An 11,528-nucleotide genomic window follows, 5' to 3' on the forward strand; every position below is an offset into this window, starting at 1 on the left:
CACGCGCCTATGCGGGAATGGAAGTATCGATGATGGCAGCCTTGCCATCCCAGGCTCGAACAGCGACACCGTAGGCATAAGCGCGGCCGCCGGGCGCCGCGCACAGGTGGAAGGTGCCGAATTGCATCAGGCGAAGCGGCCATATATCCTTCTCGGCCGCCAAAATTTCGGTACACCGGCCATAGAGGCCGAGGCGGTAGACGAAGGCGCGGTTACCCTGGATTCCTGGACCGGGTCGCCGCTCGATCAGGTCGGGGATCAATCGTCCGCTCGGCATGCCCGGCTCGATCGCCGTAGAAAACAGGAAACCGTCGGGGATGGGTGCGCCATAGATCGACGATCCTGGCAGCGTCCGCACGCGATCGACGCGCCAGGCGTCGCCCGACCCGGTCAGACGGCAGAGGTAATTCTGCTCAAGCTGCGTATCGGTGGCGTAATAGAGCGCTTCGGGAGTCGGATAGAGCCAGGTCGCGCGGTAGAGCTGATCGCCGCGCAGCACCGGTCGCACGTCGGTGAAATTGTCGCGCGCCTGCCACAGCGCGGCGCCGCTCCCGATATCGCCGGTGAGGATCCACAGGCATTGCCGATGAGGATCGGGGACAAGCGCGTGAACATGGTCGATCTCGCCGGCGCCGAAACGATAAGCGACATCCCAGTCGCCGGCGATCGAACGGCGCCAGATTCGCACCTCGCCTTTCCCAGGATTGTCGAAATAGTCGCCGAAGCACAGGCCGTCGTCGAATCCCGGAACGCCGGTCAACGGGCAGAGCGCCAGCGCGTTGCGGCCGTCGGGAATCGCAAAATCCGGAACAAGAGTCCGGCTATCGAGGTCAAGACGCCAGATCACCGAACGGTTGTTGATGAAGATCGAGCCGGGCGCCCCCTCGATCGCGTCGGTCGGCTCGACGCGCAATATCCGCCGTGTCAGCCTGGTCTTCGCAGCCAAGGCGGCGCGCCGCGACAGCGCGGGCAGATCGACCTGCCACCGGATTGCCGACAGATCGATATCTGTCACCGCGATGCGCCCGCGGTGATAGGCGACGACCATCTCGTCGTTCGCCCATAAGGGCCTGATGCCGGCGACGACCGGAAGTGCGGGGTGCGGCATGGTCATTTCCGGTGACGGCGCGAAATGCCAAAATAGGGAAAAGCGGCGGATTTTTGCGTATTCAAAAAGGCGATATGCGCGCGGGCATCGATCAGCGACACGGTCAGGCCGCCGATCGTTACTTGCTGCATATGACCGTTTTCCGTCATAGCCTGGTTCAGCGCGCGCTCGGCATAATGCAAGGCCCAACGGGGATCGCGTTCGAGCACCCGGCGCTCGGACCAAGTGCCGTCCACCCGCACTCTATAGATGCGTTCGCGATACCAGCCGGCGATTGGCCAGCTGTCCGGGTACGCGTCTTCGGCGTGATGGTTGAGCGTCAGGCTATGCGCGACATCGACCCCCAGCATCAGGATCTTCGCCCCGCGCGCGACCGCATATTCCCAGCCCGAGCCGCCGCCGCAGGCGGTGGGCAGCGCCGCGTCCCATTCGGCGGCGAACATCGCCGGCACATCGGCCCCGATCGCGATCAGCGGGTTGATCGGAAAGCTGCTGCGCACCGCGCCGGGCGTGCGAAGCAGATCCATCGCAAGCAATCCGGTCCACAACGGCGTTCGCGCCGGGTCATAGTCATGAACCGGCAGCGCCGCGCCGCCTGCGATCTGATCCGCCATTGACGGTTCGCTGCGAAAAGTGGGGAAGCCGGGCATCGCCAGCGTGCCCTTTGGACCAAGTAGCGCACGTAGCGCGGTGTTGATCGCGCGCGGTGTCTCGCCAGTCGCTTCGACGACGATGCTGCCGGCATGTACGATCAGCATGTCGTCGGCGCCGATGCCGAGACGCCCGAGCAATTCGATCAGGTCGGCAAGGGAAAGGCGGGGCTGCGGAGCGGGCGGCGCCTTGGCTTTGCCACCCTTCATCGACGCCAGCTTCTGCGCCGCGCGCCGCGCGAGCGGAACACGCCAGTAAAGCTGACGAACCGCGACTTCGGCTAATGGGATCCGGGCGAGCACGCGATGCGCAAACCCGATCATGCTGACGCTCCTATCGCATGGTCCAGCATATCGCGCGCCGCGCGGCGCGCGTTGAACAGATCGCGCGCAGCTGCGACGCAGGCGGTACGCATTTCGGAATAGCGCCGCCGATCGGCGAACAGGGACAGCGCCGCGTCGACTAGCGCCCGGGGGTCGCCGGCCGCTACATGCACGCCAAGTCCCATATCAGCTATGATCTCGCCGAAATCGGTCGACAACTCGACCGCGGCGACGATAGGCAGGCCGACACGTAGATAGTCGATCGTGCGCGATGGAAAAGTCGGAACGTCGGTGTCGCGGACGGTGACGACGAGTCCCGCATCGCAGGCAGCCGCCAGTTCGAGATAGCGGTCGCGGGGGACCGGGCGGCGATAGTGGAGATGCTGTGGCAGGCGTGCCGCTGCTTGTTCCATCTGCGGGCGCAAACGTCCATCGCCGATGACGACATATGCGAGGTCGAGTTGATGCCGCGCCGCGATTTCGGCGGCGGCAATCACGTCCTCGACGCCGCGGCCTTCGGACAATTGCCCCCCGAACAGCAATAATTGGCGATCGGCTGGCAGGCCGAAAGTCGCGCGCGTCTCGTCATGGTCAGCTGTGACATCGACCGGGTCGGTTCCCCAGATCATGTCGACGGCGACCCGCTGGTCGGGATCGACGACATAGTTGCGGCGGAGATAGTCGGCGTTGCGCGGCGACATCGTACCGATGGTCCCGAACTTACGCATCAGCCGGTTTTCGGCCCAGCGTGCGATATGGAATACCGGCCCTTTTGGGACCAGCCCGACGTTGCGCGCCGCATAAGGGAAGAAGTCGGTGACATAAAGATAGCTATGCTTTGCCTTCGTCGCAAAATCGGCGACCTGCGCCGCCTGCGTGACCACTGGGGCAAAAAAGATTGCCACATCATAATCCGCGCCATTTCCGACCGCCGCCGCGATCGGTGCACGGAGACGGTAGCTCGACAGCGTCCATCGGCTGATGCGCTCGAACAGCCGCCCCAGGCCCCGATACTGGATCGGCGAGAAATAATGCGCCGTGACACCCGAGGGAAAGTTCAGCGCGCGCGTTTCAGTGCCACCCTTATGCTCCCACTGGATGGCGATGACCGTCACCTCGTGCCCCATCGCAGCCCATTCGTCGGCTAGCTCGCTGGTGAGGTAGGAATCGCCGATCTTGTCGGGATATTTGGTGAGACAGAGAAGGATCTTCACCGGCGTGCCTCCCATATGCGGTGCAGGATCGCCTCGGTCGCGTGGATCGCATGAGCGAAGGAAAAGCGCGCGTCATAATCGGCGCGGCCGGCTGCACCTTTGGCGCTGCGATCGGACGCGCTCGCCGCCGCGAGCGCCTCTATGGCGCCCGCAAGCGCGGCGGAATCGCTTGGAGGCACGACGAGCGCCGCACCCGATCCGTTCAATATATCAGCCGCTTCGCCGGACACACCCGCCGCAATCGGCTTACCACAGGCGAGATAATGCTGCGTCTTCGATGGGATGGTAATCAGATAGAGCGGATCGTACTTCAGATGCATTACCAGTATATCGGCGGTGTCGAACACGCGGTCCATTATATCGCGCGCGACGGGCGGATGGAAATGGACGATATCGTCAGCGCCCGCGTCGCGAACTTTCTGTCGCAGCGGATCGCGCTCGATGCCGCCGCCTATCAGGTGCAGGCGGATGGCCGGTTCGCGGCGGTGCGCAGCGATCGCGGCGTCGATCAACACCGTCAATTGCTGCGCTTGGCCCATGTTGCCGCCATAGACGAGGTTCAGCCGGCCAGCGAATGCCGCCACGATCGTCTCGGGTAGACGCTGGCCTTCGGCGGGCGGCTGATAGGTCGCCCAGTTGAACACCGTCGACAGCCGATCGTCCGCGACGCCGCGCCGCGCCAACTCGCCCTTCATTCCTTCGCTCTGCACGATTAAGCACGCCGCACGGCGGTACACGAAATTGCATGCCCGCATAAGCGCTCCCACGATCCGGGGGTTCGCCATGCCCGACGCCGCGACGCTGTCGGGCCACAAATCCTGGATATCGACGACGAACGGTTTGCGGCGAACGGCGCAGAATAATGCAGCAGCGAGCGCGGGCGTCAGCGGGGGATGATAGACATATACGATGTCGTAGCGCGATCCGCGCAGGAGCCCGAACAGCAGCGACGACAAGAAGAAACCCAGATAGTTGAAAACGCGCTTTAGTGATGAAGCATTGTGCGAGGGGTAGAGCAAGAGCCGATGGACCTTGAGGCCATTGATCGTCTCGCTGCGATAGGGGCGCAGACGGTAGCCCTGATAGAGCTTTCCTCCCGGATAGTTGGGGAATCCGGTTGCGACCTCGACCTCATGTCCCGCATCTGCGAGTGCACGCGCAAAGGCGGCGCCCTTGAAGGCGGGTTCGGGATCGAACCATTGAGTGAGATAGAGGATGCGCATCGGCATCGCGTCCAGTTAGCGGGCCGAATCACACATAGTCGTGCATGCGGATCCCGTCCCAGCCATTCGACAGGCGCGCGGTGCCCAGGATCAGCTTGGCGACGCGCTCGCTGGTGTTCGCGATCTGATAGTCGGCGGGAACGATAGGAGGCAGGCCGGCGGTGACACGCTCAGAATGGATTTGCACCGCTGCGGCGATCGATTCGAGCATCGCGCGCTGGTCGAGCCCGGTGACGATGATGTTGCCGGTGTCCATCGCCTCCGGCCGTTCGATCGCATCGCGCGGCGTAATCGCCGGGAAATCGAGGATCGAGCTTTCCTCGGCGATCGTGCCGCTGTCGGAGATCGCGCAATACGCGTGCATCTGAAGATGATTATAATCGTGGAAGCCGAAGGGCTTCATATACTGCACGCGCGGGTCGAGCGTAACGCCTTCGAGGGCTTCCAGCCGGTTGCGCGTGCGCGGGTGGGTCGAGACGACGACCGGCTGGTCATAACTGTCGGCAAGCGCGTTCAGCGTGCCGACGAGCGCCCTCAGCCGCTCCTTGCTGTCGACATTCTCCTCGCGGTGCATCGAAACGATGAAATAGCTGCGGGGCGTAAGCTCGAGACGCGAAAGCACGTCGGAGACCTCTATCTGCGGGCGATAATGGTCGAGAACCTCCTTCATCGGTGACCCGGTCAGATAGACGCGGCGATGCTGCATGCCTTCGCTCAGCAGGTGGCGGCGAGCGTGCTCGGTATAAACAAGGTTGAAATCGGCGATGTGATCGACCAGGCGGCGGTTCGTCTCTTCGGGCACGTTGCGGTCGAAGCTGCGGTTGCCGGCTTCCATGTGATACACCGGAATCTTCATACGGCGTGCGATGATCGCGGCGATCGCGCTGTTCGTGTCGCCGAGCACCAGCAGTGCGTCGGGACGGTTCGCCTTCAATTCCTTCTCGGTCTCGATCAGGATGCCGCCGAGGACCGCGCCGAGGCTGGAGGTATCGACGCCCAGAAAGCTGTCGGGTTTGCGCACTCCGAGGTCACTGAAGAACAGTTCGTTGAGCTCATAGTCCCAATTCTGCCCCGTGTGGACGATCCGGTGATCGGTCAGCGTGTCGAGCCGCGCCATGACGCGCGACAGGCGAATGATCTCGGGCCGGGTGCCGAGGACGGTCGTAACCTTCAATGTGCTCATAATCTTATGCCTGGATAAGGACGGGATCGGCAAAGGTATCAGGGTTCGCCGGATCGAACAGCCGATGCGACCAGAAGAAGGTCACGACATGATCCCCGCTGTCGTTGACGATATGGTGGGTATGAAGCGGCGGCATGTCGATGGCAACCGGCTCGTCGCCCGATACAACGAAGCTGCGCACCTCGTCGGTCAGCACCTTGCGGATGCGGATCGTTGCGCGGCCCGACACGACCAGAAAGCGCTCGACGAGATCGGTGTGGAAATGATCCCCGCGTGTAGCTCCAGGCAAGGTCGTCGACACGAATGTTTGCGACCCGCCATTTGCCTTGCTGGTTTCGAACAGGGTTCCGCGCGCATCGCTCTTCGGTTCCATCTTTTTCGGATAGAAATTCGGAAAGCCGCCCGTGCGATAGCTATTGAACAGTGCAAGGTCGAACGCGTCGTCGAGATCGGGGAACAGATTGGCGCTGTAGAGGGCGTGAAAGCCCGTCAGTCGTTCGTGCAGCTCGACGATGCTCATGTCGCGGCCCGCGGGCTTCGCCGTGCCGGACCATTTGGCCAGCGCGGCGTCGATCGCCAGATTGGCCGCGGCGCCGGCGTGGAACAGTGAAACGCGTCCTTCGGGATTGATAGTCGGCTGCTCGCCTTTCCAGATCTGGTCGATCAGCGTCGCGGTGACATTGTTGTAATAGGGGCGCGCGCATTCGCCGAAAATATGCGGCAGCATCATCTCGCTATAGGTGCCGTCGGCCGCGGCAAGTATCTCGCCCGCGATCCGCTTCGAGCGGCCGTAAAAGGTGTCGCTGCCTGCATGGATGCTGTTGGCATAGACGATGCGCGGCGTCGATCCGGTGCGGCGGCACGCATCGACAAGCTGCTGCGCGATTGCCGGATTGGCCGCCTCCACCTCGGCCTCGGCGCCACGGTTGACCCCGGCGAAGTGCAGTACGGCCGCCGCGCCATCCACGGCGGCGGCGAGCCGGTCGCTGTCTTTGAACGCCGAATGATCGAGCAGCGCCAGTTCATAGGGCGCGGCGTCGCCGCGGAAGCGCGCCGCGCAGTTCACCGCGTGCAGCCGGGCCGCGGCATGCCATCCCAGCAGGCCGCCGGCGCCGGTGACGGCTATCTTCAAGCCGTTTCTCCCTTCCACAGCGCAAGCTGCGCGCGGACTTCGGGAAGGCTGAGCAACAGCTGCTTGACGCCTTCGACGTCGAGCTGCTCGGTGTTGTGCGAGTGATAATCCTCCCGTTCGGAATCGAGATCGTCACCCTCGCTGAAATAGGCGGGGTAATTGAGGTCGCGGGCGTCGAGCTGGATGCGCCAATATTCGCCGAGGTCCTCCGACGTGCCGAGTTCCTGCGCGCTGGCGAGGGTTTCATATAGTTTTTCGGCGTGGCGCCAGCCGATGACGTCGACCTGATGATCGGGCGCATCGAACAGTTCCTTCAGCGCGGTGACAAGGTCGCCGATGGTCGAGGCGGCGGCCTTCTTGATGAAGAGGTCGCCTTGGCGCGCGTGGGTGAAGGCGAAGCGCACCAGCGCGACGCTGTCCCGCAGCGGCATCAGGAAGCGCGTCATCGCGGGCTCGGTCACAGTGATCGGCCGTCCGTTCATGATCTGCTTCATGAACAGCGGAATGACCGATCCGCGCGAGCACATTACATTGCCGTAGCGTACACAGCTGATCTTGGTGTGGGCGTCGGTGCCGATTTCGCGCGCGGCGGCGTTGGCCAGCTTTTCCATCATCGCCTTCGACACGCCCATCGCGTTGATCGGATGGACGGCCTTGTCGGTCGACAGGCAGACGAGGCTGCCGACGCGCGACTCGATCGCCGACCGGATGACATTTTCGGAACCCAGAATATTGGTCCGAACCGCTTCGAGCGGGAAGAATTCACAGCTCGGCACTTGCTTCAGCGCCGCGGCATGGAAAACGGCCGTTGCGCCGTGCATTGCGCGATCGACGCTGCCGCGGTCGCGGATGTCGCCAATGTAATAGCGAACGCGCGGATCACGCAGGTCGGCGCGCATGGCGTCCTGTTTTTCCTCATCGCGGCTAAGCACGCGAACCTCGCCGACGCCATTCTCGAGCAACTGGGTTAAAATCGTCTTGCCGAACGATCCCGTGCCGCCGGTGATCAGAATGCGCGAATTTCCGTCGATCATTTAATGTCCTTAGGGACGCACACACCCTGCGCCCGCTTCCTTTTCGTCCGCCCTGAAAGGCGCGGCTCCTATGGCAGACATCATCGTCCGGTTCAATGACGATAATGGGACTTTGCCCGGCCGCAGAACATTCTTTTGATTCCAAGCGATTAGCGGCATGTCAGTGGGCCGGAAGATGACGGGGAATAGGATCAACGAAGGCCGATGTCTTGCGTTCGCGCGGCAAGGATTGCATGGGGCAGCGCAAGGCCGCGGCTCCTTGCCGAGCACGGGTCGCCAAAGAACGATGGATGCCAGCGATGTTGAAGCGCCTGTTTGATATTTTGCTGGTGATCGTCCTGCTGCCGGTGCTGCTGCCGGTTATAGCGATCGTCGCGCTGCTGGTGCGCCGCCGGATGGGATCGCCGGTGATCTTTCGCCAGCAGCGCCCGGGGCTGTATGGCCAGCCGTTTGAAATGCTAAAATTTCGCACCATGCGCGATGCGGTCGGTCCGGACGGGAGGCCGCTCGCCGACGCTGAGCGGATAACCCACCTCGGCCGTTTCCTGCGCGCGTCGAGTCTTGACGAATTGCCCGAGCTCTGGAATGTCGTGAAGGGCGAGATGAGCCTTGTTGGCCCGCGCCCGCTACTCATTGACTATCTTCCGCTTTACAACACTGAACAGGCGCGGCGCCATGAGGTGCGACCTGGAGTGACGGGATGGGCGCAGGTCAATGGACGGAATGCGTTGACCTGGGAGCAGAAATTCGCCCTCGACACTTGGTATGTCGACAACCGCAGTCTTTGGCTGGACGTCCGTATCCTGTTTTCAACGGTCGCAAAAGTTCTAAAGCGCGAAGGCGTCAGCGCTGACGGCGAAGCGACGATGCCGAAGTTCGTCGGAACACGCAGCCAATAACGAAGCACCCCACCTGTGAAGGAGAGATCTATGACGCGTTTGATCGGCATTTACGGAGCCAGTGGTTTCGGTCGCGAGGTCATGCCGATTGCACGAGACCGTTATGCGCACGACGATGCCCGTTTCGTGTTCATCGATGATGATCCGACGCAGGCAGTTGACCGAGCAAACGGCCATGATATCCTTACTTGGGAGACCTTCTTGGAGGCTGGCCCTGCAGCCGGAGTAGCGGTCGCCATCGCCGATGCTCCTGTGCGTCGGATGCTCATGGATCGTTGCGTCGCGGCGGGCGTCCCGATTTGCGAAATTCGCGCCTCCAATGTGACGGTTGGCGACGATGTGCAGATCGGCGAAGGCGCTATTTTGCAGCCCTTTTCTTCGATCACTTCAAACATCCGGATCGGCCGCGGATTCCATGCCAATATCTACAGCTATGTCGCGCATGACTGCGTTATCGGCGATTTCGTGACGCTTGCTCCGGGCGTCAAATGCAACGGCAATGTTAATATCCACGACTTTGCCTATATCGGAACGGGTGCAATCCTGCGGCAGGGTACCGGTGAAAAGCCGCTCGTAATCGGCGCAGGCGCAGTGGTGGGAATGGGAGCGGTTGTCACTAAAGACGTCGCCCCCGGAGCCACTGTTATCGGAAACCCCGCCCGCTTGCTCGAAAAGAAGTGATATCCTGCGTTTACGCGAGTTAAGCGGTCGTCGTCGGACTCATCCGCCAGTTGCCGAACCCTGATATGTGCGGAACCAGTCAACGAATTGAATCACGCCGATTTCAATGTCCGTGCTTGGGCTATAGCCCACTTCGCGGCTTATTGCAGCGATGTCCGCGAAAGTCGCCGGAACATCGCCATCCTGCATCGGCAACATGTTGAGTTCCGCCTTGCGGCCGCACGCCCTTTCAATCGTCGAGATCAGGTCCATCAGCGGTTCGGGACGGTTGTTGCCGATGTTATAGAGCCGATGCGGGGTCTGATATCCGCCTGCTTTTGCCAGCCCGTCATCGGCTGGCGGCCGGTCGAGGCTGCGGATCACGCCATCGACGATGTCATCTATATAAGTAAAATCGCGGCGCATATTGCCATGGTTGTAGACGTCAATGGGCTTGCCCGAGAGGATCGAGGCGGTGAATTTCCAAAGCGCCATGTCGGGGCGCCCCCAAGGCCCGTAGACCGTGAAGAAGCGCAGCCCGGTTTGCGGAATGCGAAACAAATGCGCATAGGTCTCGCTCATCAGTTCGTCGGCCCGCTTGGTAGCGGCGTAAAGAGAGATGGGTTGATCGACGCGATCCTCTACTCGGAAGGGCATAGTTTTGTTCGCGCCATAGACCGACGATGAGGAGGCGTAGACGAGATGCCGTACCTTGATCTGCCGCGCGAGTTCGAGGATGTTCACATGGCCGGCAAGATTGGCGCGGACATAAGCGCTAGGGTTGTCTAACGAGTAACGGACGCCGGCTTGGGCGGCGAGGTGGATGATCCGGTCGAAATCCTCTCCTGCAAGCGCTGCGGCGAGTTCGGAGTCGTCCCCGATATCGACGCGGTGGATCGTGAGCCGGTCGCCACCGATCCGTTCGAGTTCAGCTATTCGCGCTTCCTTGAGCTCGGGGGAGTAATAATCGTTGAAATTGTCGATGCCGATCACATGCTCGCCGCGGGCCAGCAGGGCGGCGGTGACATGCATGCCGATGAAACCCGCGGCACCGGTGACGAGGACGGTCATTGCCTGTCTCCATACCCGTCGGGATTGGTCGACTGCCACAGCCAGCTACTGGCGCACATGGCGTCGATGTCGAGCACGGCGTTCCAGCCGAGGAGGTCGCGGGCCTTGACGGTGGCGGCATAGCTGCTCGCGACATCGCCGGGGCGGCGCGAAGCGATTTCAACCGGCAGCGTGCGGCCGCAGGCCCGCTCATAGGCCGCGACCAGTTCCTTCACGGTGATGCCCCGACCGGTACCGACGTTGATCGCCTCGCATCCAGCGGCGCGCGAGGCATATTCGATCGCGGCGAGATGCGCGGCGGCGAGGTCGACGACATTGATATAGTCGCGTTCGCCGGTGCCATCGCGGGTGTCGTAATCGTCGCCGAATATCGACAGCCTGTCGCGTCGCCCCACTGCAACCTGCGCAACGAAGGGCATCAGATTGTTCGGAATGTCGCGCGGATCTTCGCCGATACGGCCTGATTCATGCGCGCCGACGGGGTTGAAATAGCGCAGCAGCACCGCAGATGCGCCCGCGGTCGCTTTGGCCCAGTCGCCGATGATGCCCTCGGCCATCGCCTTGGTCCGGCCATAGGGGTTGGTGGGGGCGATCGGATGATCCTCGTCGAACGGCAGATAATGCGCCTCGCCATAGACGGTTGCCGAGGAGGAAAAGACAATCCGCTTGCACCCGGCCGCATCCATCGCCGCGAGCAGGTTCATCGTGCCGCTGACGTTGGTCTGATAATAGAGCAGCGGGAGGCTGCTCGATTCTCCGACGGCCTTGAGCCCGGCGAAATGCATGACGGCGTCGGGGGCGAATGTGGTCACCGCATCGCGTAGCGCGTCGGCGTCGCGAATGTCTGCTTCGACCAGCCCAATGCCGCGGTTGGTCAATTGACGCACCCGGTCGAGCGCGACGGGCGAGCTGTTCGCGAAATTGTCGAAAACGCACACTTCATGCCCTGCCGCCAAAAGCTGAACGAGCGTGTGGCTGCCGATATATCCGGCGCCGCCGGTAACAAAGACTTTCACCCATCGCCTCCTTG

The 11,528-nt window shown here is 62.2% G+C and carries 11 protein-coding genes; 2 read left to right on the forward strand and 9 right to left on the reverse strand.

Annotated elements, in window-relative coordinates; genetic code table 11:
• Window positions 1–7: 7 nt before the first annotated feature.
• The 7 genes from STE01S_RS07485 to STE01S_RS07515 are packed head-to-tail and all read right to left on the reverse strand — an operon-like array spanning window position 8 to window position 7,868.
• Window positions 8–1,114 (reverse strand): hypothetical protein, encoded by a 1,107-nt coding sequence (locus tag STE01S_RS07485; RefSeq protein ID WP_162928227.1) that lies wholly within the window; start codon window positions 1,112–1,114, stop codon window positions 8–10.
• A complete protein-coding gene (locus tag STE01S_RS07490; RefSeq protein ID WP_062766511.1) occupies window positions 1,111–2,082 on the reverse strand; it encodes an AAC(3) family N-acetyltransferase in 972 nt (323 codons plus the stop codon). The genes STE01S_RS07485 and STE01S_RS07490 overlap by 4 nt, the downstream gene beginning before the upstream one ends.
• Entirely contained in the window at window positions 2,079–3,296 is a 1,218-nt protein-coding gene (locus tag STE01S_RS07495; protein ID WP_162928228.1) for a glycosyltransferase family 4 protein, read from the reverse strand. The genes STE01S_RS07490 and STE01S_RS07495 overlap by 4 nt, the downstream gene beginning before the upstream one ends.
• Window positions 3,293–4,525: a glycosyltransferase family 4 protein gene (locus STE01S_RS07500; protein WP_062766516.1), complete on the reverse strand. Its 1,233-nt coding sequence runs from the start codon at window positions 4,523–4,525 to the stop codon at window positions 3,293–3,295. The genes STE01S_RS07495 and STE01S_RS07500 overlap by 4 nt, the downstream gene beginning before the upstream one ends.
• Before the next feature lie 22 nt (window positions 4,526–4,547).
• Window positions 4,548–5,702, reverse strand: a complete 1,155-nt coding sequence (gene wecB, locus STE01S_RS07505) for a non-hydrolyzing UDP-N-acetylglucosamine 2-epimerase (RefSeq protein WP_062766519.1) — start codon at window positions 5,700–5,702, stop codon at window positions 4,548–4,550.
• Window positions 5,703–5,706: 4 nt separating this feature from the next.
• On the reverse strand, window positions 5,707–6,834 hold the full coding sequence (locus STE01S_RS07510) for a polysaccharide biosynthesis C-terminal domain-containing protein (protein WP_062766522.1): 1,128 nt from the start codon (window positions 6,832–6,834) through the stop codon (window positions 5,707–5,709).
• On the reverse strand, window positions 6,831–7,868 hold the full coding sequence (locus STE01S_RS07515; protein ID WP_062766525.1) for a polysaccharide biosynthesis protein: 1,038 nt from the start codon (window positions 7,866–7,868) through the stop codon (window positions 6,831–6,833). Before STE01S_RS07515 ends, STE01S_RS07510 begins: the two co-directional genes overlap by 4 nt.
• Window positions 7,869–8,167: 299 nt before the next feature.
• Between STE01S_RS07515 and STE01S_RS07520 the strand changes: the two genes are divergently transcribed.
• Window positions 8,168–8,767 (forward strand): sugar transferase, encoded by a 600-nt coding sequence (locus STE01S_RS07520; protein ID WP_062766879.1) that lies wholly within the window; start codon window positions 8,168–8,170, stop codon window positions 8,765–8,767.
• Window positions 8,768–8,797: 30 nt separating this feature from the next.
• On the forward strand, window positions 8,798–9,448 hold the full coding sequence (locus tag STE01S_RS07525) for an acetyltransferase (RefSeq protein ID WP_062766531.1): 651 nt from the start codon (window positions 8,798–8,800) through the stop codon (window positions 9,446–9,448).
• Between the two features lie 39 nt (window positions 9,449–9,487).
• Here STE01S_RS07525 and STE01S_RS07530 read toward each other — a convergent pair whose 3' ends face one another.
• Window positions 9,488–10,498 carry an NAD-dependent epimerase/dehydratase family protein gene (locus STE01S_RS07530; protein ID WP_062766534.1) on the reverse strand — a complete coding sequence of 337 codons (1,011 nt, stop codon included), beginning with the start codon at window positions 10,496–10,498 and terminating at the stop codon, window positions 9,488–9,490.
• Entirely contained in the window at window positions 10,495–11,514 is a 1,020-nt protein-coding gene (gene galE / locus STE01S_RS07535) for a UDP-glucose 4-epimerase GalE (RefSeq protein WP_062766537.1), read from the reverse strand. The genes STE01S_RS07530 and galE overlap by 4 nt, the downstream gene beginning before the upstream one ends.
• Window positions 11,515–11,528 lie beyond the last annotated feature (14 nt).

Origin of the sequence: Sphingopyxis terrae subsp. terrae NBRC 15098, from assembly GCF_001598815.1 — a bacterium.
In the GTDB taxonomy this organism is placed as follows: Bacteria; Pseudomonadota; Alphaproteobacteria; order Sphingomonadales; family Sphingomonadaceae; genus Sphingopyxis; species Sphingopyxis terrae.

Bases quoted from the DNA above. Each gene is read 5' to 3' on its own strand.
- STE01S_RS07485 (WP_162928227.1), bottom strand. From the start codon at position 1,114: ATGACCATGCCGCACCCCGCACTTCCGGTCGTCGCCGGCATCAGGCCC.
- STE01S_RS07490 (WP_062766511.1), bottom strand. From the start codon at position 2,082: ATGATCGGGTTTGCGCATCGCGTGCTCGCCCGGATCCCATTAGCCGAA.
- STE01S_RS07500 (WP_062766516.1), bottom strand. From the start codon at position 4,525: ATGCCGATGCGCATCCTCTATCTCACTCAATGGTTCGATCCCGAACCC.
- wecB (WP_062766519.1), bottom strand. From the start codon at position 5,702: ATGAGCACATTGAAGGTTACGACCGTCCTCGGCACCCGGCCCGAGATC.
- STE01S_RS07515 (WP_062766525.1), bottom strand. From the start codon at position 7,868: ATGATCGACGGAAATTCGCGCATTCTGATCACCGGCGGCACGGGATCG.
- STE01S_RS07520 (WP_062766879.1), top strand. From the start codon at position 8,168: ATGTTGAAGCGCCTGTTTGATATTTTGCTGGTGATCGTCCTGCTGCCG.
- STE01S_RS07525 (WP_062766531.1), top strand. From the start codon at position 8,798: ATGACGCGTTTGATCGGCATTTACGGAGCCAGTGGTTTCGGTCGCGAG.
- STE01S_RS07530 (WP_062766534.1), bottom strand. From the start codon at position 10,498: ATGACCGTCCTCGTCACCGGTGCCGCGGGTTTCATCGGCATGCATGTC.